26 protein-coding genes, 2 pseudogenes and 1 riboswitch are annotated in these 25,457 nt (G+C 48.8%); of the genes and pseudogenes, 2 read left to right on the top strand and 26 right to left on the bottom strand.

Annotation, left to right across the window (positions count from 1 at the left end):
- Window positions 1–9: 9 nt before the first annotated feature.
- From EXW96_RS02590 to EXW96_RS02485, 24 genes and pseudogenes are all read right to left on the bottom strand, one after another.
- Complete coding sequence (locus EXW96_RS02590; RefSeq protein WP_174349794.1) at window positions 10–1,461, bottom strand: hypothetical protein; 1,452 nt, start codon at window positions 1,459–1,461, stop codon at window positions 10–12.
- Window positions 1,458–3,362, bottom strand: coding sequence for a TRAP transporter permease (locus tag EXW96_RS02585; protein WP_174349793.1), 1,905 nt, complete (start codon window positions 3,360–3,362; stop codon window positions 1,458–1,460). The genes EXW96_RS02590 and EXW96_RS02585 overlap by 4 nt, the downstream gene beginning before the upstream one ends.
- A gap of 66 nt (window positions 3,363–3,428) precedes the next feature.
- Window positions 3,429–3,835, bottom strand: a pseudogene (locus EXW96_RS28440) (TAXI family TRAP transporter solute-binding subunit); the annotation flags it as partial.
- 2 nt (window positions 3,836–3,837) lie between these two features.
- Window positions 3,838–4,463 (bottom strand): TAXI family TRAP transporter solute-binding subunit (locus tag EXW96_RS27175; protein ID WP_254611187.1); only part of this gene is annotated, 626 nt, incomplete at its 3' end.
- 254 nt (window positions 4,464–4,717) lie between these two features.
- Window positions 4,718–5,686, bottom strand: coding sequence for a metal-dependent hydrolase (locus tag EXW96_RS02575; RefSeq protein ID WP_254611186.1), 969 nt, complete (start codon window positions 5,684–5,686; stop codon window positions 4,718–4,720).
- Between the two features lie 40 nt (window positions 5,687–5,726).
- Window positions 5,727–6,653: a lysophospholipid acyltransferase family protein gene (locus EXW96_RS02570; protein ID WP_174349791.1), complete on the bottom strand. Its 927-nt coding sequence runs from the start codon at window positions 6,651–6,653 to the stop codon at window positions 5,727–5,729.
- A gap of 32 nt (window positions 6,654–6,685) precedes the next feature.
- On the bottom strand, window positions 6,686–7,453 hold the full coding sequence (locus EXW96_RS02565) for a GNAT family N-acetyltransferase (protein WP_174349790.1): 768 nt from the start codon (window positions 7,451–7,453) through the stop codon (window positions 6,686–6,688).
- Between the two features lie 222 nt (window positions 7,454–7,675).
- The gene (locus EXW96_RS02560; RefSeq protein WP_174349789.1) at window positions 7,676–8,569 is read right to left on the bottom strand and encodes a DMT family transporter; all 894 of its coding nucleotides are present in this window, start codon (window positions 8,567–8,569) and stop codon (window positions 7,676–7,678) included.
- Between the two features lie 50 nt (window positions 8,570–8,619).
- Window positions 8,620–9,639, bottom strand: a complete 1,020-nt coding sequence (locus tag EXW96_RS02555; protein ID WP_174349788.1) for a zinc-binding dehydrogenase — start codon at window positions 9,637–9,639, stop codon at window positions 8,620–8,622.
- A 321-nt stretch (window positions 9,640–9,960) separates the two neighbouring features.
- Window positions 9,961–10,269, bottom strand: a pseudogene (locus EXW96_RS02550) (reverse transcriptase domain-containing protein); the annotation flags it as partial.
- Between the two features lie 377 nt (window positions 10,270–10,646).
- The gene (locus EXW96_RS02545) at window positions 10,647–11,177 is read right to left on the bottom strand and encodes a hypothetical protein (RefSeq protein WP_249929557.1); all 531 of its coding nucleotides are present in this window, start codon (window positions 11,175–11,177) and stop codon (window positions 10,647–10,649) included.
- 293 nt (window positions 11,178–11,470) lie between these two features.
- Window positions 11,471–11,698 (bottom strand): cyclase family protein, encoded by a 228-nt coding sequence (locus tag EXW96_RS27170; RefSeq protein WP_254611185.1) that lies wholly within the window; start codon window positions 11,696–11,698, stop codon window positions 11,471–11,473.
- Window positions 11,699–11,754: 56 nt separating this feature from the next.
- Window positions 11,755–11,991 carry a cyclase family protein gene (locus EXW96_RS27165; protein ID WP_254611184.1) on the bottom strand — a complete coding sequence of 79 codons (237 nt, stop codon included), beginning with the start codon at window positions 11,989–11,991 and terminating at the stop codon, window positions 11,755–11,757.
- Window positions 11,992–12,028: 37 nt separating this feature from the next.
- Entirely contained in the window at window positions 12,029–12,526 is a 498-nt protein-coding gene (locus tag EXW96_RS02535; RefSeq protein ID WP_174349787.1) for a hypothetical protein, read from the bottom strand.
- A 447-nt stretch (window positions 12,527–12,973) separates the two neighbouring features.
- On the bottom strand, window positions 12,974–14,617 hold the full coding sequence (locus tag EXW96_RS02530) for a stalk domain-containing protein (RefSeq protein ID WP_309224991.1): 1,644 nt from the start codon (window positions 14,615–14,617) through the stop codon (window positions 12,974–12,976).
- 171 nt (window positions 14,618–14,788) lie between these two features.
- A complete protein-coding gene (locus EXW96_RS02525; RefSeq protein ID WP_249929553.1) occupies window positions 14,789–15,421 on the bottom strand; it encodes an HD-GYP domain-containing protein in 633 nt (210 codons plus the stop codon).
- 46 nt (window positions 15,422–15,467) lie between these two features.
- A complete protein-coding gene (locus tag EXW96_RS28435) occupies window positions 15,468–15,653 on the bottom strand; it encodes an aspartyl-phosphate phosphatase Spo0E family protein (protein ID WP_054818135.1) in 186 nt (61 codons plus the stop codon).
- 107 nt (window positions 15,654–15,760) lie between these two features.
- Window positions 15,761–15,849: riboswitch (cyclic di-GMP riboswitch) on the bottom strand.
- A 305-nt stretch (window positions 15,850–16,154) separates the two neighbouring features.
- Complete coding sequence (locus EXW96_RS02515) at window positions 16,155–16,766, bottom strand: ABC transporter ATP-binding protein (protein ID WP_174349786.1); 612 nt, start codon at window positions 16,764–16,766, stop codon at window positions 16,155–16,157.
- A complete protein-coding gene (locus EXW96_RS02510) occupies window positions 16,756–17,685 on the bottom strand; it encodes an ABC transporter ATP-binding protein (RefSeq protein ID WP_137670042.1) in 930 nt (309 codons plus the stop codon). The genes EXW96_RS02515 and EXW96_RS02510 overlap by 11 nt, the downstream gene beginning before the upstream one ends.
- Before the next feature lie 45 nt (window positions 17,686–17,730).
- Window positions 17,731–18,597, bottom strand: coding sequence for an ABC transporter permease (locus EXW96_RS02505; RefSeq protein ID WP_074728386.1), 867 nt, complete (start codon window positions 18,595–18,597; stop codon window positions 17,731–17,733).
- Window positions 18,594–19,580: an ABC transporter permease gene (locus EXW96_RS02500; protein WP_375256435.1), complete on the bottom strand. Its 987-nt coding sequence runs from the start codon at window positions 19,578–19,580 to the stop codon at window positions 18,594–18,596. The genes EXW96_RS02505 and EXW96_RS02500 overlap by 4 nt, the downstream gene beginning before the upstream one ends.
- Window positions 19,581–19,606: 26 nt before the next feature.
- Window positions 19,607–21,148, bottom strand: a complete 1,542-nt coding sequence (locus tag EXW96_RS02495; RefSeq protein WP_254611223.1) for an ABC transporter substrate-binding protein — start codon at window positions 21,146–21,148, stop codon at window positions 19,607–19,609.
- A 279-nt stretch (window positions 21,149–21,427) separates the two neighbouring features.
- Window positions 21,428–21,691, bottom strand: coding sequence for a DUF1294 domain-containing protein (locus EXW96_RS02490; protein WP_309224990.1), 264 nt, complete (start codon window positions 21,689–21,691; stop codon window positions 21,428–21,430).
- A 242-nt stretch (window positions 21,692–21,933) separates the two neighbouring features.
- Window positions 21,934–22,914, bottom strand: coding sequence for a YihY/virulence factor BrkB family protein (locus EXW96_RS02485; protein WP_174349783.1), 981 nt, complete (start codon window positions 22,912–22,914; stop codon window positions 21,934–21,936).
- Between the two features lie 390 nt (window positions 22,915–23,304).
- Between EXW96_RS02485 and EXW96_RS02480 the strand changes: the two genes are divergently transcribed.
- On the top strand, window positions 23,305–23,778 hold the full coding sequence (locus EXW96_RS02480; protein ID WP_174349782.1) for a pyridoxal-phosphate-dependent aminotransferase family protein: 474 nt from the start codon (window positions 23,305–23,307) through the stop codon (window positions 23,776–23,778).
- A 259-nt stretch (window positions 23,779–24,037) separates the two neighbouring features.
- On the opposite strand, the gene EXW96_RS02475 is transcribed toward EXW96_RS02480, so the two are convergent.
- Window positions 24,038–24,559, bottom strand: a complete 522-nt coding sequence (locus EXW96_RS02475) for a DUF2179 domain-containing protein (RefSeq protein WP_054818130.1) — start codon at window positions 24,557–24,559, stop codon at window positions 24,038–24,040.
- A 246-nt stretch (window positions 24,560–24,805) separates the two neighbouring features.
- On the opposite strand from EXW96_RS02475, the gene EXW96_RS02470 reads away from it, so the two are divergent.
- Window positions 24,806–25,105, top strand: coding sequence for a DUF3817 domain-containing protein (locus EXW96_RS02470; protein WP_054818129.1), 300 nt, complete (start codon window positions 24,806–24,808; stop codon window positions 25,103–25,105).
- A 33-nt stretch (window positions 25,106–25,138) separates the two neighbouring features.
- Here the strand turns inward: EXW96_RS02470 and EXW96_RS02465 are convergent, their stop codons facing one another.
- A complete protein-coding gene (locus EXW96_RS02465) occupies window positions 25,139–25,423 on the bottom strand; it encodes an HPr family phosphocarrier protein (RefSeq protein ID WP_235594270.1) in 285 nt (94 codons plus the stop codon).
- Window positions 25,424–25,457 lie beyond the last annotated feature (34 nt).

The following is a 25,457-nucleotide window of genomic DNA, read 5'->3' as shown; positions in this document are numbered from 1 at the left end:
GAACCTCTGCTAATAAGCTAATAAAGCAATAACCAATACAAGAAAGAACCCCAACGCTTGCCAAACGCTCCAGCCTGCAACATGGAACGGACTTTTCCCGATCAGGGAGGATACGACGCCAATCGTTCCGCTGAACGGGCCGACCAGAAAGGTCAGCACAGCCCCTCCCGTCAGCGCAATCGTCAGATGTTCCGGCGACAAACCAAGCAGCACCGGATTTAGCGATTCGCCTAAAAGGGTAATGACTGCAATAGGGTGCACACCTGCAAACGCGAAGAACAGCGTCAGCAGCGGCAATAAAATCAAGAATGCGGGACCGCCCAGCCCGTGATTTAATTCTACAAAGCACTGATGAACATAATGATGATAGCCGGATTCATTCAGGGCTCTCACAAAAAAGCCCGCACTCAAAAAAATCGCAAACTGCTCCGACATCGCCGGAAGCTGATCCTTCACATAGGAGGAGGTTCCCTTCACAAAATGGGAGCCTTTTTTTAACAAAAGCGACCATCCATAAGCAAATGGCAGTGCAATTACGGTTACGATAAGAACAATATTCAATAGAAATATTTTGTTCAGGGTCAAGACCAGAACAATCAACAGTGCAATGGCCCATACGATCTGTACCATTTTCATTGTTGGATGAATAGCGTGCGCCCCATCGGGCTCCAAAGCGACGGCAATCTCCGATTCTCCTTCCTTCATGACATCCGAATGCCCAACTCCCCCATCAGCCAAACGAAACCGTGGACCCAGACGTCTGATCACGAGGTAAATCAGCCAGCTGGCACCTAAACCGCCGATGCTGATTCCCCATAATGGCAGCATGATGTTCTGCCACTCCACCTTGGTGATGGTAAGCACAACGCCCAATACGCCAGATACCGGCGCCCACGCAACCGATACGGCATAACCGTGAATAATGGACGATAAAACAAATTTATTGGTTTGTTTTCCTGCCCATTTTTCCACCGAGTTCTTAATGCTATGATACATGATCGGTACCGTGGCCAAACTAAGAAAGCTGCCCATCAGGAACGAAATGACGGTAATAAAACCATAGTATTGAGTATCAGACCTCTTTTTCCGTTCCAAAAATAGCTGTATGGCTTCGCTATACCTGCCGATTTTGATCGGGATGGCCAAAACCGGAACAATGGCAAACAGCGACAGCAGATAAAGCATGTCTCCGAAAGACAAGATGTACTCAAACACACTTGCTCCCGTTTGCCATAGAAACCATGTTCCCCCGCCCAAGAAAAGCAGGGTGAACGCTATAGCGCTCTTCCCGCTTTTCGGGATGGAAATCAGAATCGCCATCACGGCCAGAACAGACAATAACGGTTCCAACATCTGAAAATGGAAAAAGGTAAATACCAGATAGACGATAACCGACGTGATAAAAACAACGGATCGGACCGTAGACCACGGAATTTTACGGAAGGCAGACATTGTTCTCACAGGGACCTGTTCAAAGAAACCGCTTCGTTTCGTTTATACAGATGCGAGAATACGAGCAGGAACACGATTAAACCAATCCCCGCCATGTTGCATAGAGGGTTAGGAATAATGATCAACCCTCCGGCAGCAAGAGCCCAGGCCCGGCGAAACCATCCAATCCGGTGATGAATATACCCTTGAAACACGATGCCGAAAGCAACGACTCCCAAGACTCCGCTCGAAATAGCCAAGGCGATATCTCCAACGCTCCCGATCAATAGATAGGCAGGATTGAGAACGAACATAAATGGAATGACGTAAGCTACAAAAGCGAGTCGGGTTGCGGTCATCGCGGTTAACATCGGTTTCGCATCGGCTACTGCCGCGGCTGCGAAGGCGGCCAGAGCGTCAGGAGGTGTAATGACCCCGACGGAAGCCCAGTACATGACAAACATATGCGTGAGAAGTACAGCATTCGCGGCAATCGAATCTACACCGGTTGCTTCCAACACGGATATGAGAGCCGGAATGCTCACGGCGATTTGAACGATATAAGAAGCTGACGGAGGCAGCCCCAAGCCCAATATAAACGAGGTAAGAGCGGTTAAGGCAAGAGCCAACAGCAGGTTCCCTCCCGCCAGCTCTCCGAGTGATACCGAAAAACGCAGCCCCAGACCGGTTAGACCGAACATTCCGCTAATCATGCCTGCTGTCGCTGTAGCTGCCGCGATCATCAGCATGCCTTTGGCCCCGTCTTGAAGCGCATCCAGTATCGTTTGAAATTTCATTCGCGTTTCTTTGCGCAATGCGGAAATTATGATGATACTTAATATGGAATAAGTCACAGAATATGATGGACTATAACCCAGTATCAATAAAACCAGCATAAGTACAATCGGCAGCAGCAGATGACCACGGCGTTTGAGGCTGGCTTTCCAATCAGGAAGCTCCTTCCTGGGGATTCCCTCCATACCATGTTTCGCAGCCTCCAAATGGACCATGACGCCAATCCCCAAAAAATACAGCAGCGCCGGCAGAAGAGCGTAAAAAGCGATTTGGATATAAGGAATACCCGTGTACTGCGTCATAATAAAGGCAATAACCCCCATAACAGGCGGCATGATTTGGCTCCCGGCGGAAGCTGCGGCTTCTACCCCTCCCGCGAAATGAGCTTTATATCCGGTCTTTTTCATGAGCGGGATGGTCGATGTTCCCACCGTCATGACGTTTGCGACTGCGCTGCCGGACAACATGCCGTGCAAGGCGCTGCCGATAATCGCAACCTTGGCGGGACCGCCTTTCGTATGGCCGGCCAAGCCCAGAGAAAGATCCATCAATAGCGTACCGAGGCCTGATTTGGCAAGGAATGAACCGAACAGGATGAAAAGGGCAATATAGGAGGCGCTTGCTCCGAGCGGAATACCGAAGGTGCCTTCCGTCCCCATGTAATTTAAATCGATAATGCTGTCCAGGTCATATCCGGCATGCGCAAGGATACCCGGCAGATAAGGTCCGGCAAAGCCGTATAGTAGAAACAATAAGGCAATGATGGGCAATGACGGTCCCGCAAGCTTCCTTGTAGCCTCCAAAACCAACGCGATCATCGCGATGCCCAACAGGGTCTCCATGGTAGTTAACGGCGTGATCATTGGATATCGTTCACCAAGAATATAATCGTAGTTCAAATATAAATAACCCATGGAAAGTATAGTCAACAGGATCGTTGTACTGTTAAGAATCCTATTGATGATGCGGCTTCCGGTTTTATAAGGATACAGCAAAAATATAAGAAACATAGCCAAAGACAGGTGGACAAAGCGCTGCAGGAACGTCTCGAACGTACCGAAGAACCCGGTGTACAGATGATAAAAACTGAAGGCATACGTAATGAATAGCACGAGCTTTTTCAAGTAATGCTGCATTTTCACCCAGCCTTTCTTGTTAATCTTGCGTGGAGCCACACCATGTAACGTTGGTCTTACAGCGTATTATTTCAATAATCCTTTTTCCTGAAAAAATTTCTTGGCCCCAGGATGCATCGGAATGCCAATATTGGCCGGCAGGCTTTCCTGATCCACCGGTTTCAAAGCAGGATCGATTTTTTTCAAATCGTTCAGGTTGTCGTATATGGTTTTGGTCACCTGGTACACCAGATCCTCCGGTGCATCCTTATTGGCTATAACCACTAGCGGGGATTGAACGGACACCACATCATGATCCAGACCTTTATACGTTCCCTTTGTCAGGATGGCTCGAACCAAACCGGGATTGGACGAGGTCATTTGTTCAATTTTGTCCTCGGGGATCGCCAGCAAGTCCATATCCTTGCTTTGAGCCAGATCGGTCAATACCGCAAAGGGAGAAGGCACCGTCCAGAACAGTACGTCCAAGCGCCNNCCGTCTTTCATCTGCTCGACGGAATCTGAAAAGGACAGATTTTGAACGCTGGCCATATCCTTATAGCTCATGCCATAAGCCTTAAGAATTCTGGCCGCAATATCTTCGGTCAATAAACCCTTAGGACCAACATTGATTTTTTTGCCTTTGATCTCTTCGATGTTGGTGATTCCTGAATTTTTCAGCACAACGATATGTGTGGTATGCGGGAATAACGAGAGCACATACTGCACATTCTGATTCTTTTCTTTAAAGGGCGGATTACCGGCATAACCGTCAACCGTCGGCATAGCCTGTGAGAATCCCATTTGTCCCTTTCCGCCGTTGACCGCAATTACATTGGCAACACCGCCGCCGGGTTCAATACTGACTTGCTTTAACTGACTCATGTTCTTCTTCAATCCCTCTGTAATACCTACTGCTAACGGATACCATGAACCGGATTGTGGAGCAGCCATGAATCGGAGGTCTAGAGGCTGATTGGAGACCGGGGCCGAAGCGCTATCTCCGTTGGTCTGTACTTGTGCTTCCTTCATTGTCGCAGCCGGTTCAGCACTGCACCCGATCACAAATACAAATACAAGCGCCAGAAAAGTAAACGTTTTCAATTGTACGTTTTTAAACATACCCGAATGACCCCCTTGGCAAAAGTAGATAAATGATATGAGGTGAACACTTTTATCATCGTTTTTTTGAGCGGTTTAAACAAGATATTTGTTCCGTATTTCGGAACATGCCGCTCTAATTTTATGAAGAACCCGGGGGCTTAAATATTCAGAAGCGGAAAAAGCTCCCCTTCAGCAGCAGGTTTTTATGATTTCACCTGTCTACTTTAAGGGGAGCATATCTCCAAGGTTGAATCCGACGGAATTGAATTCATTTATACAAAAGGAGGATCCCACGCCTTCTTCCTCCAGCCGAGGGAGTAATCAATCACCTTCAACTCACGGTCAAGCTGAACATCTACTCCAAACGGCAATTTACGGTTGTACCAAAAACGGACATCGCTCCATTTTACTTCATAACCGTCGTTGTGTTCCCTCCAGGTAACATGAATGCGCTGGGCAAAGCCCAGGAACGTACGGACTCCATCTATGCCCATCGTTGCTTGAATGATATGGTTTCTTTTTTCTTTTGTGTACACATCCTCCATCCTGATCGTACGAAAAACAATTTTACCGGTATAAAAGCACTCGTCTGTTTCTACGACAAAGCTCCAGCGAAATCCGCGAAGATCAGGAAGCACATGGCAAATGCTCTGCCGGCCGACCATATTTATAACTTGCTTCACTAAAAGATGATGCCACCAGGCCCGTAACCCGATATATCCTATACTAATCGCATAGACCCAGGTAAAGACGCCCGCCGGGTCATACCCGGCCCACCATAATCCTAATCCGAAGGCATGAAGGAAAAATAAAAACGGATCAAAAATAGCGAGAACATCCAGATGCATCCATTGGCTGTTAAAAGGCCGCATACACTGTACACCATAAGCATTCAACCAATCGAGCCATACGTGAAGAATAACCGCGGCAAAAATCCAGCCGTAAAGATGCATCCAATCATCCCAACGGCTGTAGGCCATCATCAGCGGCAATGCAATGAACGCAGGCCATATCAACAAAGCGGGTATCGAATGGGTAATTCCCCTGTGATATCTGATATAATACGAGAATCCCTTAATCCGTAGTATCGTGTCCAAATCGGGTGCATGAGAGCCAATCAATGTGCCTACCATAACAGCCTGGGCCAAACTTGGATTATGCGCCACTACGGGGTCCACATAAGCAAGTCCCGCCAATGTCGCGCCAAAAATCAAATGGCTCCCTGTATCCATGTTCTTCATCAGCCTCACAATACCTTTGGTCTTGTAACACGAGTACCCATTATGAAGCGGATTCTATTCCTTTGCTGCTTTGTTTCCGTTCCGGGTGACAGTCCCATCTTTCCTCGGCATTAAACCAGTAAAACCATTGATCCGGAGCCATCTTGACCTTTTGTTCCAGAATTTTATTCAACGCATTGGTTGCCTCATACCGCTGATCCGTTTGAAATTGCCCGTTCAAGTCCAGTGGTGCGTCAAAGACGAGCCGGTGACAAAATCCCTTGGTCCGGTATCCGTAAAAAGAGAGAATCGGAACGCCATATTCCAATGCAAGATATGCCGCACCGTTAGGACTCCTTGTGGCCCGGTTGAAAAAAAGGGCAGGAGGAAAGCTTCGGCGGTAAAAATCTCCCATAAGGAAGACTACACCATTTTGCTTCAAATGGCTCCGCAGCCTCCGAATAAGCTGCAGGGGCGGGACGTTATCGTAATCCAATCCGCGGCAGCCCAGCCGTTGGAATTTGAGATACAAAGGACGAAGCTCCTCACTCCCTGCCGTAGCCACCGTCAAACAGAGATATTTTTGTGACAAATACCAGTAATAGAAAAAAAAGTTGCCGATATGCGGAACCGTTAATATGACTCCTTTTTTGTGCTTGAGCGCCTCTATGAGATGACATTCGCCTTCAATTTCAAAACGCTTCTCCCAATGCCGCAGCAGCCCGGAGGAAGCGAATCCTATTTCGTAAAGCGTCAGAAGGACCTGATAGAAATACGATCTGCAGTAATGGCAAAGCTGAAGCGTACCGGTGGTTTGAAGCAGCTGCGTCATATTACCCAGCACCTTTTTTCTCCATTTCACTGCAAACATAAAGAGCAGCCAGCTTAAGCCATAACAAGCTGAACGAATAGCCCAACGGGGGATGAAGCCGGCCCATCGGTGCAATCGATGTTCAAGCCCTGCCATTTTTCCTATCCAGACGTACAATGGAAAGCCTCCTCTGGAACGATGAGTTGAAATCACCTTAGAAATTTCTTTTTGTAGCTGTTCGTGATCTTTTCGGCCTCCAGAATAATGAAAAAATCCGCGGTATCAAAAATCTCGTCATAGGCAGGCTCGCCGCCGATTTCAGCGCCTAACCACTTGTAGCCTTTCATTAATGGAGGCAGCCTACGAAATAACTCCTTTTCGCTAAGCTCCATGTTTACCAGCTGTAAACCTGGAATGCGATGCGTTTCAAGCGGGGTAATTCCAAAGCGGTCCGTAATGACGTGATTCACTGCAAGCATCGTGTACAGCTCATTCAGTTCTTTAATGGTGCCCATATGAAGGCTCGCACATCCTATTAAATAACGGTATCCTTTTTGCTTGATATAATCGGCAATGCCTTCCCACAGCAGTTGAATGACCCTTCCATTGCGATATTCCGCCGCCACACAGCTTCTGCCCAATTCCAGGGTATTCCATTTATAATCTTCATAGCGGGACAAATCAAATTCCGTTTCCGAGTAAAATCCGCAGTGCTGAAGCACCCTGGGCCCGGGAAGCAAGCGATATGTGCCGACAACGGCCTGCGAATTCAGATCCTTAACAATGAGATGATCACAAAATTCGTCATACCGGTCCTGCTCCAAGCCTGAATCGTTCATTAAACGAAGATTACGCTCCTCCTCGACAAAAACCTGGTACCGTAAACGTAATGCTTGCTCAATTTCATCGGAACGATAAGCCAATTTAACTTCAAAAGGTAAAGAGTGCGGCTGTGCATTTCCCATTCGTATTGTCATCGGAATCTCACCTTTCTGCGATATCTTCCAGCGGGCATCGGAAAAGAAATGGAACGCTTTACTTTGACTTTAGCCTTGAAGTATCAACTCATTGTTATACAGAGATTAATTTTTTGTAATTTCTGATTTTTCGATTCATCATTTCGGGTTCTTACAATAAACAAGGGGCCTCACCCAAGTCTTCGACTCAGATGAGGCCCCTTGTTCATTATACGGATGGGTTTACTGCTTAACAGCAATACTCCGTGCACGCTGACCCTGCTTCAGATTAACGATCCCGATACCCGCAAGTATCAGAACAATCCCTATTAAGACGCTCCAGCTCAACCGGGTTTGGAAAACGAGCGCGCTGGAAAAAACACCGACTACAGGCACCAGCAATAAACTCATGGAAGCCTTGGTCACATCAATTTTGCTTAAAATATAAAACCATAAGACATAAGCCAGGGAAGATGCGAGCACCCCCGCAAAGAGGACGGCGAATATGCCTTCTCTGCTCCAGGTGATCGCATCCCCTCTTTCAAAAGCCAATGACCCCAAAAGCAGCAGTATGGCGCCGATCAGCATCTGATACCCTGTAAACTGAATCTTATCGTGGGAATGGAGCACTTTTTTCATGATAATATTGCATATCGCCCAGCCCACCGCACCTAATAATACGAATACCTCCATCCACAGCTTCATCCCATTGCCGTCAAACTGAGCCGGATTTATCTCCATGACCATAACCAGTCCGATGATGCCGGTAAATACGCCGAACAATTTCATTTTCGTCAAACGTTCATCAGGCATAAAAAACGGAGAGATGAGCGTCAGCCATAGGGGCATCGTAAAGTTCAGAACAGATACAAGGCCCGTATCCATATAATGAAATGCATATTGGGAAGCCGTATAAACATAGGCGATCTGTAAAAAACCGCATATTCCGTACCATTTCCAGTCTTCTTTTTTGGGCAATGGAATCCGCTTAACCCATATGACGGCAAATATGACCAGAGACCCTACAAGAAAACGCAGTGCGGAAAACATCATCGGCGGAAAATATTGCCCCCCGATATTCATTACAACCCAGTTAAATCCCCAAATCGAACATAAAAGAATAATAAGCCAATTCACTTTTGCTCATCTCCATAAATAAAAAAAATAGGAAGGAAAAATACTCCCCCTCAAGGTGTCAAAAAGATTTTTGCATGAGGTACCCTTCCATGAATCAAATCCTGAAACGCCCGGTCTCCATCCCGTAAGGAACGGATTTCCGACCAATCCGATTCGTTAATTTTGCCGCTCTTCAAGAGCTCGAGAGCATCGTAAAAGTCCTGTTTATCATAAGAAAAGGAGCCCAGGATTGATATTTCATTGCGAATACAAACATTGATCGGAACTTGCGTATGATCGATGCCAAGACCGATGTTCATGATGGTTCCGCCCAGATTCACCAGTTCTACAGCCGCGGAACGAGTGGCCTGGAATCCCGCAGCATCGATGATGACGTCAATTCCGGAAGGTCCCATGGCTTCCTTGATTTGATGCAAGTAATCGGGAGTATGGGGAGTAAATACCGCATGGGCGCCCAATTTTTCAGGCGTTCTCAAGCGGGCCTCGTTCGTATCGACGACGATGATTTTGGAGGCCCCCAAAATTTGTGCGGTCAGAAAGCTTAGCAAGCCGATCGTTCCCGCTCCAAATACGACGACATTGGCAAACGGATGTCCTTCCATCGCTCTTCTGGCCGCTCGCAGCGAACACGCCAGTGGCTCAGTCAGAGCCGCCCGAAAAGGGCTTATTCCCTCCGGAAGAAGATGAACGGCAGATGCCGGCACATGAACATACTCCGCAAATGCCCCCGGCCGATGAATGCCGATGATGGCCCGTTTCGCACACAGCTGTACCAGCCCTTTGCGGCAGGAATTGCACGCACCGCAGGAAAGAAGCGGGTTGACTACAACTTTGTTTCCTTTTGAGAATCCGTTGGTCTTGGCTCCTACGGCCTCAACCGTGGCACTGAATTCATGCCCCATGACCAGCGGAGGTACCCGGAGGCTGTTATGTCCCAGATAGCCTTCAATTTCGGATCCGCAGATCCCTACGGCATCTACCTTCAACAGCAATTCATCTTCCCCGAATGCGGGAACGGCTGCCTCCTGTACTTCCATTTTTTCAGGACCTGACCAAACTAAAGTTTTCATCTTTCATCATACTCCTTGATCATGATAAATTCAACGCTTATCTCTTCCGTAGAGACGGCCTGGTTAGCAAGAAAGCCGGAGGGGAAGACTCCATCGGAATGCGGATTTATTTCCTCCTTGTAAAACGCTTGCAAAACACTATATCGGCGAAAATATGACGCGCTCAGCATATTGACGTAAGACTAAATGATATGTATCGCTCACCATTCGGTTTATTATAATAAACCTGGTTTTATATACAAAATGTTACAATTATAATACCATAGGATCAATCCATTATTCAATACATTATCCAGGCAAAAACTTTGAGATGCCCTTTTGGCGCTTGGTCAGTTCTTTGTCCAGTTCGTCCAGCAGGATGTTGGCCAGAAGCGGGCTTAACGGCCCGCCTTGCGGCGTGCCCTCTTCCATCCTCTGACATACCCCGTTATCCATGACTCCGGCGTTCAGGTAAGCCCGAATCAGTTTCAGCACACGCTTATGGAGTTCGGCTTTCACCGTTTCCCAGTGGATATTCAGGTAAGCTTGTAGCGCCACTACCGTTACGCCGTCCACACCGGGGGCTCCTCCGTTTTGGATCACTCGCTAGTAAGCGAGCCGTAGGTTGTCCCCTTCGAGCATCCTCTCCAGTGTTACGAAGTGACCTCGCGTATTCCGCAGGCCTCCCCAGATAAGAACGTCATCTGTCTGCCCGCGACCACTGGAGTCTACAGGATTAGCCCTTGGCGGCTTTGGATTTCATTGTGTTTGGGCAACTCATCCGACTAACCCTGCCTCAAATCCAGTTCGTGTACCTCGGCCCGTGCATTTGCCTCCGGCTTCCTTCGGATTCCGCCGCGCGTCGGACACCCTTTCCCTCAGCTACGGTAGGCGCTCGCCAGCCCCCGTTCGGGACTCTCACCCTAAAGATGACGTCCATGCTGGGCGTACCAAAAAAGACTGACCTCTGACGGATCAGTCTTTTTTGGATGGGATGGCCGTACATCCTGCTTCGCCTGCTAATCCTTTCAAATCAAATCTGCAGGTTTATCATCGCCGACCGGCTCTTGGCAATAATTTACTTCACTGGCAGCTCCCAAAGGCGTAATTTCGTAAAGATACCGGCGAATCAGTTCTTTTTCCATCACGGTAAACGGCACAGATGAGCAAAGATCAAAATGAATGGTTCCCGTGATCATATCGTAGCTGTTAAAGGTCATCCTTCCGTTGGAAAACAGCTCATTCATCACCTCGACGATGCGGTTTTGATTTAAGCTTCTGCTCATTGCCGCTTGAACCACAGCCTCCGGAAGCTCACCAACTTGCGGGACCCGGTCAGCTTCAATCTTGTCATAGGATTTGACTTGATAACAAACGTGCTGAGGCAAATAACCGGAAGCGAATTTCTTCAACTTGGTTATTTCCTTATCGGGTAATTGCAAATTATCGTTCCATGCATAGATCGTGGCTTTATTGTTGCCGTCGGTATGAATTCTTACATATCTCAAATGAGGATACTGTTTTTTAATCATATGCTCCGATAATAAGCGAGTTCCCACTGTAATCACCTCGTTCCCGTAATGCTGAAGAAGTTTTCACACTATGATTGTTAACGCTTACAATCCCGTCCTTAGCTTTCCGCTGCTATGTGCCCCTCCTCCCGTAGAGACATCGATATTTCATTGTATTTAATTGACATTCGATTCAGAATCATTCCTTGAATTTAAATCTACGATCGTTGGATGTAAAGTGCAGCCGGGGAAAAAAGAAACGGTGCATGCGAAAATTCGGATCATTTTGATTCGACGCAAACAGGGTACCCGTTACAACCATGAACGGATACCCTTGCGATTCAATGATCAAGTATGGCAACGGCTCTCACCGGAGACCCGTCCCCGTGCCTAATTTTAAGAGGGAAGCCATAAAACATGAAGCTTCTTCCGTAAGGCAGCAATTCCAGATTTACCAGGTTCGTATAGGTGAGGATTCCGATCGCCAACAGGTTTCTCTCCACAGCTTCTGTAAGGTTTCCTCCTACAAAAGGCGGATTGGCTTGTTTAATTCGTTCAAACTGTTCCATTCCGCATTCTTCTATAAAAAACAAGCCTTGACGAACCGGCCACTCCGAATGTAATTTTACAAGCTGCGCCGTTCCGAAAAATCGTTCGACAGGAATCTCATCGATGGATTTCCCCCCTGATGCATATGTGAGAAAGCATCGACATGCGTTCCGGTATGTGTGCCCAACGTCAATTGACGCAGCTCCCATGTATGCTCTTCGCGGGTATGAACCACTTCAACCTTCACTTCGGGATCACCCGGGTAAACGGTCATTCCATCCATTATCGTCTCCGATAAATCAATAACCCTCATGTCTTCCTCCCCAAGAATTCTCGTTGACTCTTTGATGTTAATCCAACTTCACCGCATCTACAACTTTAATCAGACGCGCTTTGTTTTCTTGAGCCTTACCGGTCTGATAGATTTCATAATCATCGATGATCAGCGTGATCTGATAACGTTTACCGTTTAATTTTAATGATTCAAGCTGCCGGGCAGGGTTATCGGTCAACGAAAAACCGTTGCGCTGCTTCCCGACGTCGGTTACCGGAATTTTGGCGGCGCAATGGCTGCTCGGGGTAAAATGATTAAGCAGTCCCCACCCTTCACCGGATTCATTATCGTCGATAAAAACAATCTCTCCGCAAACCGTGGTCTTGCCTTTAAATTTGACTACAGCCCAATAATCCGACTCATTGATCGGTTGAACATCCAAATCTTGGATCGTCATTCCCGCTGCGGTTTGACCGACCCATGCCTGACGCGCATCAAAAATGTAATCTTCATGAGAATCGACCGGATTTCCCGGATTCATGATCAACAAGAACAAAAGCAGGATGTTGATCATATCCGCATTCCTCCCTTATCCATGATTGGCTAACGGCCTCAGCTTCTGCTTCAACTATCTGTATATATTCGGGTTCCTTGCGGAATATCCTCTTAGGCGTATAAACGAAATGGAGAATCGAGTAGGAGGGGGCGGCTAACCCCCGTCCTCTCACCTATGAAAACATGCAAGTCCCTTGTTCAAAAAATATGTATTGCTTGATTTGGATCGAAAAGGCGAGGAGGCGATTAAACACACCTCTGACTCTCCAGTGTTACGAAGTGGGAGATATCCGTCCCAAAAACCGAACGTACATTCTATATTGACATAGAGGGTCTTGCCCTCAGCTACGGTAGGCGCTCGCCAGCCCCCGTTCGGGACTCTCACCCTAAAGATGACGCCCATGCTGGGCATACCAAAAAAAGGCTCCCGGCATATCACCGGGACCCTTCAGCTTCTTCAAACGTATCAATATACAATTTTTACGGTCCGCGTTTCCGGCAGATACTCTACCTGCGCTCCCAAAACCTCGGACAGCAGGCGTACCGGAATCATGGTGAGTTCGTCTACCAGTCGGGCCGGCGATTCCGTAGTATGTTCAATACCGTTAATGGCATACACGTTACGACCCGTAAAGAAAGTGATTACGCGGCCGTTTTTTGTATAGACCGCCGCTTTGCGTTCGTCATCCCAAGTCACTTCGGCTCCCAGCGCCGCGGCCAAGTCCCTGACCCATAAATAGGACGTGCCTTCCTCAATAAACGGAGCCCTCTTCAACGGGAACGGCACGTTATCCACTGTATAGCTATCATCGTCCAGCTTGAAGGTGACCACGTGCTGAATTCTGTCTTTCTGCTCTGTCAGCTTCACATACGCGGCGATGTCTGTATGCAGCTTCTGCTTCCCGATGCCGCGAACCGGCTCCGTATGAAAATTCCAGGCTTTCTCGAGCGTTTGGGATACCCCGTTCACTGTTACGCCCAGCTTCACATATGCAGCATATGAAGTGTCTGGCTTTAGGGGCTCGGGTGGAATTAAGATGACGCTGTTGGTTAAATGATCGTCATTGCTCGGACTGTTTTGCAGCAGCTTCACCGGTTGACCCGATTCATCCTTCAAAGTCGCTTCAAGCAACTGGACTTCGCCAACGCCTTTTCCCGTTACGACTACCTTAAGCGGATACCCGACGGGATAATCTCTTGCCGCATGCATACGTATTGGATCCGGATTTTCGTAACCGTCAAAAATCAGCGGAACATAGGGATCCCCGGGGGCAGGAGAGACCGTCATCTCCGTTTCGGAGTTTTCCCCATAGCCAAACATGATGACGACATAATCCCCGACCATCTCTATACCTGCTTCCGTAACATGCGGCATTAAAAAGGGCTTGCGGTGATACGGCGCATCAAACAGCTGGTCGATGGAATCCACGAGATTTCCCGTTTTAAAAGAAACATTTTCTCCGACGCCGCGAAAATATCCGGCATAAACCGCACGCTCGGAAGGGGTGGCTCCTATATAACCGGGCAATCCCTTCTTTTGATCATGCAGCGAAACCGAAGGCGTCGTCTCCGCTGCACGGTTCGTGAACAAATATTGGGCATGGAGTTGGGCAGCTAACGTCAGATTCCCGTTGAGCTTGACCGGCTTTAATCCGTAAAGCATGCGATAATCGTTGATCGCTTTCAGACCCAGTTGACGGTTCTGTGAGTATGCGGCGGGAACTTCGCTTATAGGGTTGTCTGCTACCGTGAACGTCCAATTCAAATGGACCGTCTGATAACCGGTAAATTGCAGCTGCACTTCAACCGAATGCTCCCCTGGCGTTAATCCCGCAGTCGGTGTATATGTAAAACTCATCGTTTCTTTATCAAAAGTCCCCGAAACAAGCTTTTGATCCAGCTTCATATTAAACGAACCAACCTGCAGTCCGTTCCTTTCGCCAAGCTCAAAACCGATGGTTGGTTTGGATATGCCCACCGTTCCTTTCGGATACCCGAAATAGGAGAACGATTCCGCGTCCGCTCTCGGGGCCGGAATGGTCAGCATGGCGATCATCATCCAAAAGGCAAGCCATACCTTCCATGTCGTGGATGTAAGAACCTTCTTCACTTCTGATTTCCCTCCAATCTTGTATGCTTCGGCTCTTCCTGCCCTTCTTTAATTTTAATTCATTACCCTCCCCTCATTTTCCTTCCGTCCTATCAAAAAACAATAATTTGTAACATTTTCAGCCGTCAAAAGCCAAAATAAGCCACCGGCGGTGACCTACTCATCTCATCGTCATACGATTCCCGAATGATATATAGCTCTCGTATGATAGGCGATCGAATGTACGGAGTCTCTTTGAATATGTTCCAATATCATATCCTGGATGGTGAGAAACACCTGAACATAATGACCGTCAAATTGCGAATAACTCTGGTTCAGCAGTTCTTCGCGAGCGTGCTGTATGGACATCCCTTTTTTATAGGGGCGATCCGATATCATACAGTCGAAAGCATCCAATATCGAACAAATGCGGGCATATACAGGAATGTCGTTTCCCTTCAAGCCGCTGGGATAGCCTGTACCGTCCCAACGCTCATGATGATAATGAATGGTATCGATGACATCCTGATCGGTAATTCCTTCCATGATGGCCATCTGAACTCCGAAAAAAGCATGACACTTCATATATTTCCACTCTTCCTGTGTGAGCGAGGATTTCTTTTTCAAAATGGAGTCATGGATATGTACCTTGCCAATATCGTGTAAACAGCATCCTGCAATCAATTTTTGGGTTTGCAATTCATCAAAGTTCAGATAGGCCGCCATCAGCTTGGCCATTTTTCCAACCCTTATACTATGCTCATAGGTCACTATATCTTTGACCAGCAATTGTGTTAGTCCGTTTACCGCCTGTTCACCGTTCACTGACATCACCCTTTCCGTAAAATACCTCTCATTGTCCTTATTTCATTCATGTCAATCGCTTGATATACTCTTGGTATCTGATCACCGCACAATCCAATTCCTTGCTTAATGCTTTAACTTCCGGATCGGATAAACAAAGCTTGATGTTGAATATGCCATGCATTTTGAATCGAATTCTCTCAATTTCTTCCGATAAATGTTTCAATCGCTTTTCATTAAAAACACCGTACATGGCCTCTCACCATCCTCACAGGCTACAACATCCTCTTTTTAACGAAGCCATCTTTTTCGATTACAAAAAAAAATAAAACCCTCCGAATGAAGGGTTTTCTTCCTCATTCCGGCGGCTGGCTGGCATGGTGTGTTTCCACACGTTAGCCCCTTTAGCTTTGCGACACCACTTTTCAATGGCTGTGCCTTGATCGGACTATCATTGGTTGTACATTGTTTACAATTTGGTGCAAAAGAAATATGTATATCGTCAAAACTATCGACATGGATAGTGTTAATTTATGGTGTTTCGACATCTTTTCTTTTATTCTAACACATTTTCCACAATTTGACTATCATTTTTACGAGTCTTTAGTACTATATTTTAGAATATCATCTAGGTCTTTTTACATTAAAAAAACACCAGTACGAAACTAAATTCGCAGCTGGTGTGTTTTACATGCCGATTTCCAGTCCCCTGCCGGTTCGGAAGTTTTATATTTCGCGGCTTGTTGTCAACCCCCTAAAGCGTCCTTGAAGAGCCCCATTTCATTACCCGGGTGCAAACCCGTCCGATCAAATGCTGATCATGACTGATCACAAGCATTCCCATACCGCGCTTTTCGGCCGCCTCTAGCACCGCATGCCAGATTTGGGCCTGGGTTATGGCATCGAGCATCGTGGTAATCTCGTCGGCAATCAAAAAACGGGTGTTAGGACCAAGGGCCCTGGCGATACAGAATCGTTGGAGCTCGCCGCCGGACAACTCGCCGGGCCGCCGGTTTAGCCATTCCTCCTCAATGCCTAAAGAGGCAAGAAGCTGTTCATCGGGGTCCCAGCTCTCCTTCAGTACGGACCGCATGAGCCATCGCGGGTTGACCGCTTTTTCCGGATGCTGAAATATCAGCTGAACCGGAAGAAAGCCTTTGGAAGGCAGAGGAGCGCCATTCAACAGAACGCTTCCCTCCTTGGGCTTCTCATAGCCGGCCAGCATGCGGGCTAAAGTGGACTTGCCGCAGCCGCTTGGCCCGACCAGCCCTACCACTTCACCGGGCTTGATCATGATGTCTATCCCCCTGAATATCCAAGAGGCCCTTTCGTAATGAAAACCCAGATTTCGCCCTTCAAGAAGCATGGATGCACCTCACCGATCCGCCGCGCAGCCATCGCATCTCGGGCAGAGAGTTCATGCATTCGTTCGTAGCCATCGGACAGCGCGGAGCAAACCTGCAGCCTTCAGGGAGCGCATCCGGATGCGGCTGAAAGCCCGGGATCGGCTCAAAACCGTTTTGCGGGAGCGCTCTCCACAATGCCTTGCTGTAAGGGTGCCGAAGCTTTTCCCCGCTGCCGGCGAAATCGTCCGGACGGGCCGTCTCTACGGTCGTGCCGGCATAAATGATGGCTACTTTATGAGCGATCTGCAGGGCTGCTTCGATATCGTGAGTGATGAACAACACACCGCATCCCTGATCAGCCAGCTCTTTGAAGAAGCCGAGCGTCTCCTTGACAACGCCGGCGTCGAGACCGGGAGTCGGTTCATCGGCAATGACAAGCTTTGCACCGCTCATGCTTGCCGTGGAGACAAGAATCCGCCTGGCCATTCCGCCTGACAGTTGAAAAGGAAACATGCGTTCCACTTCAGCCCCCAGTCCATACCGTTCAAAAATCTCCCGCTGTTTCTTAACCGCTTCTTTAGCGTCTCCGCGGTTCGTCCGAACCTGCTCTCCTACGCGCATCAACGGATTCAGATAATTGACCGATTGCGGGACAAGAGCAATCTCGCGCCCCCTTAACGCAGCTTGTCTGGCTGTCGTAAGCTCTTCTCCATCATAACGAATGGAGCCGGAGGTCTCCGCACTGTCCGGGAGAATCCCCAGGATCGCATGGGCCAACAGGCTCTTGCCTGCACCGCTTGACCCGACTAACGCAACGATCTCTCCGGCATGGACGGTAACATTCAGCTCCTGTACCACGTTCAGCTTTTTTTGCTGAAAACCGCGGGTATACTGCAGGAAGGAGATGCTTAAATGATTCACTTCCAAAAGAACGGACATTTCCGGACAAAACCTCCCTTACGTATGACTCATGACCCCAAAAAACTACTCATTCGACCTGTGCGTTTCCAGGAGCAGCCGCAGATTTTCACCTGCCGTATCGAAGGCCCGTACAATGATCAGCAAACAAAGGCCCGGAAAAAACGCCAGCCACCATAAGCCGGTCGATAAATATCGCATAGACTCGGACAGGATGATACCGATGGCCGGCTGATGAGGAGACAATCCCATGCCCAAGAACGAAATCGCCGCCTCATGCAGGATCGCATGCGGAAAAATAAGCAGCAGGCCCACCAACAGCTGGGGGATCAAATGAGGCGTCATATGTCTAACGGCTACCCACCAGCGGGACTTCCCGAATCGCCGCGAAATCTGAACAAACTCGGACGAACGCAGCTGCAGCACTTCGGCACGGATAATGCGCGCCAGACTCGGCCAATGGGTCAGGGCAATCCCGATGACAACCCCTCTGACTCCGCCGCCCAGAACAAAGCTGATCAAAATAAGCGTGACCAGATGAGGCACACTCAAAAACAAATCGATCAACCAGCCGATGATGCGATCAACCGTTTTCCCCATCGTTGCGGCGAGCAGCCCCAGAACGGCGGCAATGCTTACACTCGCAACCGCAGCCATCATTCCGACTTGTATGCTCAGGGTCAATCCTTTTAAGGTGCGTGTAAACATATCCCTTCCCAGCCAGTCCGTGCCGAAAGGATGAGCAAGAGACGGAACCCGATTGCGCAGTTCCAGATGGGTCGATAAGCTTACGTCACCCAGCCAATGCCCTGTGAACCATGTTCCTGCTATGAGAACAGCCGCAGACACAGCCAGGAACAAAGCCCTCTGTCTTGGATTGCATTTGGATGCAGAACGGAGGATGCGTCGTTCGGGGGCGATATCCCTCTTCATACGGAACGCCCCTCCCTGATCCTGGGATCTATCGCGCGATAGATCAGATCTGCAACTGTATTTCCCGTAAAGACGAACACCGCGCTGAACAGGACGATGCCAAGCAGAAGCGGGACATCGCCCCGAAGGCCCGCTTCCACCGTGGCCTGACCCAAACCCGGGTACGAAAACACCTGCTCCGCCAGCACGGCTCCGCCAAACAGCTCACTGAAGCCTGTAAACTGCAAGGTCACTGCCGGCAGCGCCACTGCGCGCAAACCGTGTCTCCAAAACAGCCGAAATCCGCGCTCTCCGCGGGCTCTGGCAAACAAAATATAATCGCTTGCGAGCACGTCCAGCAGCTTCTGCCTCGTATGCAGCGCGATGGGGGCGATGCCGATGACGCTTAACGTCAGTGCGGGCAATGTCATATGAAGCAATCTATCCCCCCATGTGACGTTCTCGGCGAGTACCCCGGCCGGAACACCCAGGCCGATCGGAAACCAGCCCAGCCACACGGCAAAGAAAATCAGCAGCACCAGACCCAGCCAGAAGGCGGGAGTAGAAGCCAACGTATAACAGTACCATTTGATCAGCTTGTCCAGCCATGTATCTTTATTCATCGCAGCGATTACACCCGCAGTAAAACCAATGAGTCCCGATAAAACCCACGAGACTCCCATCAGCGCAAAGGATGCGGCAAACCGTTCGGCGATCACTTCCCCAACCGGAAGGCGGTGCATCATGGAGATTCCCAAATCCCCCTGCAGCACGGCGGCTCCCCAATGAAAAAAGCGCTCCAACAAAGGCTTGTCCAACCCCCAATATTGGGCAATTTGTTCCCGCTGCTCCGGACTTACCCGCATCATATCGGCTCCGACGTAGGCTTGAATCGGATCGATCGGAGAGTAGCTTACGAGCAGAAAGGAAATAAAGCTGATGGCCACCAGGAGAAAGACAAGCCGTATGCTCTTCATCCATATAAATGTAATCATGCTTCGCATCATGGGGTAATGACTCCGTTCTCCCTCTATTTCAGCCATTTCCACTCTTCAATGTTGTCCGTCACCGGCCATCCGTGACCATGAGGGTGTATTTTCTGCTTTCCGATATCGAGTCCGTCCTTGACCAAATACAGATGATCGATATTCACAAGCCATGCCCAAGGCGCATCGCCCAAGGCGCTTACACCGGTGGTACCATCCCACTGCGCTTTTTTCCAGAACTCCATGGCCGCTTCCTCACTGGTCGCCTTCAGCGCTTGCTCCATATATTGATCGACGACCGGATTACTGTAATAGCCGGCGTTGTAATATTCGATACCGCGATATTTCGTGCTGAACAGATTGTACATCTCGAGCGGGTCGTGGCTTCCCCAGCCGAACAACACGGCACTGGAGTGCATCATCGTTTTGATATCGTCCCAGCTCTTGCCTTCGACCTTGATGTTAATGCCTATCGCCTTGATATGATCCGCTGCCGCAATCGCAAGAGACTGGCGCGTCACATCGCTGGCCGGATAGATGAGCGGGAATTCCGCTTTCAAGCCGCCCTTCTCTACAATGCCGTCGCCGTCGGAGTCCTTCCAGCCGGCATTTGCCAACAGACTTTTGGCTCCTTCCAGATCAGCGTCCGGGAAGACCGTTTTCGGGTTTGACCAAGGAAGACCGTCGTTGACCGTGTATGCCGGGGTTCCATACCCCTCCAGCACGCCCTTTACAAGGGCATTGCGGTCGATCGCCATATTTATCGCTTTGCGAATGGCGATATCGGCCATTACATCGTTACCGATCGGATGACCGTCTTTTGTTTTGCCGCCGGAAGGGACAACAGGAAATACAATCCCTCTGTTATCGACGGTGCGTACGGCTTCAAGGCGCATTCCTTCCACCGTCTGCTTGCTGAATGCAGCGGGGATGTACGAAATGTCCACCTTACCGGCCTTGGCTGCGGCAAAAGCAGCATCCTCATTCAGAAACAAAAACGTCAGCTTCTTAAAGAAAGGCTTGGTCCCGTAATATTCCGGATTCGCCTCCACAATTAACTGCTGTCCTTTATCCCACTGCACGAGCCGATAAGGCCCCGATCCGACCGGGTTGGACGCATAATTCGGGCCGTGCGCATGCTTCGGAACGATCCCTGTCGTAACCAGCAAATAGATGAAGGTCGACTGCGCTTCTTTCAAAGTAAACTGCACGGTATATTCGTCGATGGCTTTTACGCTTTGCATATTCGTCAGATCAATGACCGAGCCGCTCTTTGCAGCAGTCTCAAATGTATACTGCACGTCCTGCGCAGTTAACGGCTTGCCGTCGGAAAACTTTGCATTGTTGCGGAGCTTCACCGTCCATACCTTCCCGTCTCCGCTAATTTCGTAGCCGGTCGCGAGGTCATTGACGATGCGCAGTTCATGATCCCGCTTCAGCAGTGTGCTTTGGAAAAGCGGCGACCCGTAACGTCCCCAGCCGGCGGTCGGGTCAAAGCCTGTATCCGGTTCGGAACCAACAGCCAGTATAAGTTCTTCATTGTTCGTTTCCGAACGCTGCTCCGTTTCCTTCGAACAGCCTGCCATAAGGCTGATCAGAATACATGCCGCAATGAATGCCAGGGTCATGCGAAAGAATTGCCTCTTCACTTTTTCCACTCCGAATCTTTTTATATTTGATCGTGTCACGAATAATTAATAGTGTAACACAGACGTTTCTTTCCGTCACTAGCCGCAGCATAAAAAAACACTGCCCGAAACCAGTTCAGACAGTGTTTTTCGATGAAATTAACGACGGGAAGCAAAATCATAGTCCATTCTTGCCTCCATAGACATCCTCCAACATCGATAGGACTCGGAGCCGCATCAGGCTGAGCCGAAATAAAAAGCGATCGCCGCGTTAAAGACAACAAGCAGCGGAATTCCGTATACAAAAGAAACATGCTTTGTCTTATGTCTCCATTTTCGCATGCCGAACCACATGCCTAAAGCTCCTCCGACCGCAGCAATAAGAAAAAGCGTATGCTCGGCTATTCTCCGGCTGCCTTTTTTCGCCTGAGATTTATCGTATCCCATGATGAAAAATGCGACAAAATTGATTGTAATCCAATAGATCATCCATAATTCCACCGCGGCTCCCCCTGTACGGTTTGATGGTTGATTTCCGCTGCCCAAATCCAGAAACGTCTTGGCTCATAGAAAGACGATATCCGCTCCGATGCATTCTGTCAAGTCTGCTTAGCGAGTAAAGGCGTCGCCGATCCATGCAAAAAAACCGCCCTCAGGCGGTTCCCGTACGCTTGTTTAGCTGCCATTGCGGTGCTGTTTGGTCGACAGCTCTTTTTCCGGCTGTTGAAAACTATGGGTATTCTTCATTTGTGCCGATTTTTCTTGCCGAAAGGCAAGGGCAGAGCGAACGCAAATGTTTTGCAGCTTGGCCTCCGTTTTCCTTCCTTGTGACAATGCAGCACGGCATTCATCTCGCCCCCCAGCACGATAATCATGCTTGACAAATAAAGCCACATGAGCAGCACAATGATGCCTCCGATGCTTCCGTATGTTTTGGTGTAGCTGCCGAAGTTGTTCACATAAAACGAAAACAACAATGATGTAACCACCCAGCCCAAGGTCGCGAAAACGGCCCCGGGCAGCACTTCCCTGAAAGTCAGCCGCAAATTCGGCGTATAGCGGTACAAGAGCGCGAACACAATTACCATAACAACCAAAGGAATGGCAAACTGGCCGATTCTCCAAAAGGTCTCGAAGCTGCCGGGCATAAGCGAGAAGCTGTATAGCGCCTCTCCGATCAGTCGGCCGAAGACCAGCATGATGAACGTAAATAATATCCCCATCGCCAAAATAACGGTGAACAGTACGGAAATACCGCGAACCTTCCAGTAAGGTCTGTTCTCCTCTTCATCGTAAGCCTTGTTCAAAGCCTTGATGACCGCATTGACTCCGTTGGACGCTGACCATAAAGCGGCCGCTAAACCGAGAGAAAGCAGAGAACCGCTGTTCGAGCCATCCATTTCTTGAAGCACGCTCTGAATCAACTGGATGGACGTGTCCGGCATGATCTGAGTCAGGCTCCCGATCCCGTCCCGAGTGTGAAGATCGGTAAAGCTGAGAACCGCAATAACGAAGATAAGGAAAGGAAAAAAGGACAGTATCAAGTAATAAGTCAGCTGCGCACCCATGGCGGGAACATCATCGTCTTGGAACCGGCAGTAAAGGTTTAGCAGAAAGCTTGTCCAGCGAAGCCGCGGTTTTGTGGATCTCCCCATACCGGGAGTTTTGCCGGAGCCGCCATAAGAAGCTTGTCCTCCTAAGTCCCGCTCCACTTTAGTCGGCATCTCTCCTTCCCCCTTCCCGATATACACATGCAGTACTTCACCTCGGAGTCCGGTCATGAAACAAATTCCAAGGTTTGAAAGCTTCATGTATTCCTCGCGCAGTCATTTCTTAACTTCATCACCAGATTACTTATTCACTACGGTCATAACACCATTATATTCCTCGTTTACATAACCGATGCCTACCTTCGCCATTCAAAGCTCATCGCAGACACGAAACGGATAAGCCGACAAATCCCGCAATCCCCGTTTCATGTAAAGAAGCGAACTGATGACCAAGTACTAGATCAAAATAGTACTTTTTGCACGAAGCTTCAGGCCTTAATATAAAAATGATCCTAGCTAGGGTTAGGCTCAAGAATACGGCGGTTGCTTGGGAGTATGGTGGAGATGCAATGGATGGAAGCGAGTATGCTGGTCTTAAATTATTTGCTGGGAGGCTTTTTTACAGGGTATTGGATCATCCGCTTAAAGGACGGGAGAGATTTACGTACGCTGGGCAGCGGCACGATGGCCAACGACGCGGTCGCGGGTCAGTTAAGCCTGTTGAAAAGCAAGGGGATCATCCCCCTTAACGGGGAATTCGATTTGCGGTTAAATGAGCATGCCCGCCGCTGGGATCTGGATTTTGATGTCATTCCATCCCCCTATGGAGAGCCCTTGGATTACGAGCGTTTGGAGGAAACCGCGAACTCTGGAGGGTACGGATGGATGTGGGCGGTTCATGGGGAGACTTCCACCGGAGTCTTGAACGATCTGGATCGATTGAAACAAATTAGCAGCAGACACGGGCTTCTTCTGGCGCTGGATTGCGTCATCTCGTTCGGAGCCGTTCCTTTTCAACTTGTACGACCAAGGCTTTGAACTGCAGTACGAGAGCGATTATTTGCTTAAACGCAATTGGCTTCAGATCGCTGCGCTCGGAGCACTGAAGGACAAAGATATCCGGCGAATGCCGGAGTGCTTGAATTATTGCATGAAACGACCTGCCGCACGGGATTTTAGTCTTCTTCATACTCCTTGGTAAATGACAACATCATAAGATCAATATGAGGAACGCAGCAACAGCATAAAAGAGCCGCAGAACAAATAAAGGGTCTATTGCTCTTCTAGTGTGAAGCGGTTAGCGCTTCAGAATTTTGGTCCAGAACCCGCCGCGGAACGTCCGAGGTTCATACGAAATCACGAAGGCCTTGGGCGCGATATTTTCAATGAGCTTCATCAGATTTTTTTCTTGATTCCGTTTGGCAAGCACCTGCATGACCAACCGGGGGCCGTCCCGGCCCTCCGCCAACCAGCTCGTCACGCCAAAGCCTTTCTCACGCAGCTGGAGCGGAAGCAAGTTTGCTTCATGATCGACTACAATCTGCAGAGTCGTATACCCAAGCGCCAGCCATTCCTCTATTTTAATGCCGAGCCATACGCCTGCACCCCAGCCAAGACAATACGCGGCCAGATTAATTGGTTCATCAATATTTTTCAGTACAATATTTAATGCCATTAAATAGATGAACACTTCAGCCATGCTGATCAAAGCGGCCAACAATCGCCTTGCTTTCATTACGAGAATGATACGGATCGTAAATAAAGATACATACACCACGTTCATAACCACGATGGTACTCACGATTTCGAGCCCGTTCATGCGGCAAGCCTCCTTTGCTATCGCCCGATGTTTGGAAATGATGGAGTTCTCGTCCGGTACAGACCCTTACCCATTGTGAATCAAAAAAGCGGAATTTTCAACCTCTTTCACAAGCTATATTTTCCCTGTCTCCATGATGAAACGAACCGACAAATTGAACATATTCCGAACAAATAAATTCAGCCATAGATCTGCCGCAAAATTGGTATATAATGAAAGTATTGTATTATAAGGAGGTGTGCATTTATGACATGGAGAACGCCTTTAGGGCGTCTTCGTCTCGCCGCTTTGTACGAAGGGATATCTTATCTTGTGCTCCTCTTGATCGCCATGCCGCTCAAATATTTTGCCGATTTTCCTATGGCCGTCAGGATCGTAGGAGCGCTGCACGGGCTGCTCTTCATTCTATTCCTTATCGCGGTTGCGCAGGTGATGTTCGTGCATCGTTGGTCGATTATGCGGGGAATCGGCGCTTTGATCGCATCGCTCGTTCCGTTCGGCACGTTTGTGCTTGATGTGCAGTTAAAGCGCGATCAGCGGCAATAACCTCAAAAACCCCGATCCCGCGGGTTCATGAAATTATCCTTGTTCGCGCGGTGCATCTTGTTTCTCCAATAAGAGAATGAGATGCTCCAACGCTTCAAGTTCGTCTTTTCCTCTCGTTTGAACCGTCAGCTTCGTACCTCGCCGAATGGGAAGCAGCATCATCCCCAATAAACTTTTGGCATCCAATTGAAGATTCAGGTTTTCATACTTGAACATGACATCCGAACTAAATAGGCTGGCTTGATGCGATATCCACTGCAGCTCCTGCGCTTCCATATCTCTGCGTACGGTGATTTCACACACTCTCATATGCTGCATCAGTCCTCTCCTATGAATAAATTTACTATATCAT

Source organism: Paenibacillus sp. JMULE4 (genome assembly GCF_013337105.1).
GTDB classification, from domain to species: domain Bacteria; phylum Bacillota; class Bacilli; order Paenibacillales; family NBRC-103111; genus Paenibacillus_G; species Paenibacillus_G naphthalenovorans.
This window is presented reverse-complemented; position numbering and strand designations above follow the sequence as displayed.

Coding starts and splice junctions, on each gene's coding strand:
- EXW96_RS02585 (WP_174349793.1), bottom strand. CDS start 3,362: ATGCAGCATTACTTGAAAAAGCTCGTGCTATTCATTACGTATGCCTTC.
- EXW96_RS02575 (WP_254611186.1), bottom strand. CDS start 5,686: ATGAAGAACATGGATACAGGGAGCCATTTGATTTTTGGCGCGACATTG.
- EXW96_RS02565 (WP_174349790.1), bottom strand. CDS start 7,453: ATGACAATACGAATGGGAAATGCACAGCCGCACTCTTTACCTTTTGAA.
- EXW96_RS02555 (WP_174349788.1), bottom strand. CDS start 9,639: ATGAAAACTTTAGTTTGGTCAGGTCCTGAAAAAATGGAAGTACAGGAG.
- EXW96_RS27170 (WP_254611185.1), bottom strand. CDS start 11,698: ATGGAACAGTTTGAACGAATTAAACAAGCCAATCCGCCTTTTGTAGGA.
- EXW96_RS27165 (WP_254611184.1), bottom strand. CDS start 11,991: ATGAGGGTTATTGATTTATCGGAGACGATAATGGATGGAATGACCGTT.
- EXW96_RS02535 (WP_174349787.1), bottom strand. CDS start 12,526: ATGATCAACATCCTGCTTTTGTTCTTGTTGATCATGAATCCGGGAAAT.
- EXW96_RS28435 (WP_054818135.1), bottom strand. CDS start 15,653: ATGTACGGTGTTTTTAATGAAAAGCGATTGAAACATTTATCGGAAGAA.
- EXW96_RS02515 (WP_174349786.1), bottom strand. CDS start 16,766: ATGCTTCTTGAAGGGCGAAATCTGGGTTTTCATTACGAAAGGGCCTCT.
- EXW96_RS02510 (WP_137670042.1), bottom strand. CDS start 17,685: ATGTCCGTTCTTTTGGAAGTGAATCATTTAAGCATCTCCTTCCTGCAG.
- EXW96_RS02505 (WP_074728386.1), bottom strand. CDS start 18,597: ATGAAGAGGGATATCGCCCCCGAACGACGCATCCTCCGTTCTGCATCC.
- EXW96_RS02500 (WP_375256435.1), bottom strand. CDS start 19,580: ATGCGAAGCATGATTACATTTATATGGATGAAGAGCATACGGCTTGTC.
- EXW96_RS02495 (WP_254611223.1), bottom strand. CDS start 21,148: ATGGCAGGCTGTTCGAAGGAAACGGAGCAGCGTTCGGAAACGAACAAT.
- EXW96_RS02485 (WP_174349783.1), bottom strand. CDS start 22,914: ATGCCGACTAAAGTGGAGCGGGACTTAGGAGGACAAGCTTCTTATGGC.
- EXW96_RS02480 (WP_174349782.1), top strand. CDS start 23,305: ATGCAATGGATGGAAGCGAGTATGCTGGTCTTAAATTATTTGCTGGGA.
- EXW96_RS02475 (WP_054818130.1), bottom strand. CDS start 24,559: ATGAACGGGCTCGAAATCGTGAGTACCATCGTGGTTATGAACGTGGTG.
- EXW96_RS02470 (WP_054818129.1), top strand. CDS start 24,806: ATGACATGGAGAACGCCTTTAGGGCGTCTTCGTCTCGCCGCTTTGTAC.
- EXW96_RS02465 (WP_235594270.1), bottom strand. CDS start 25,423: ATGCAGCATATGAGAGTGTGTGAAATCACCGTACGCAGAGATATGGAA.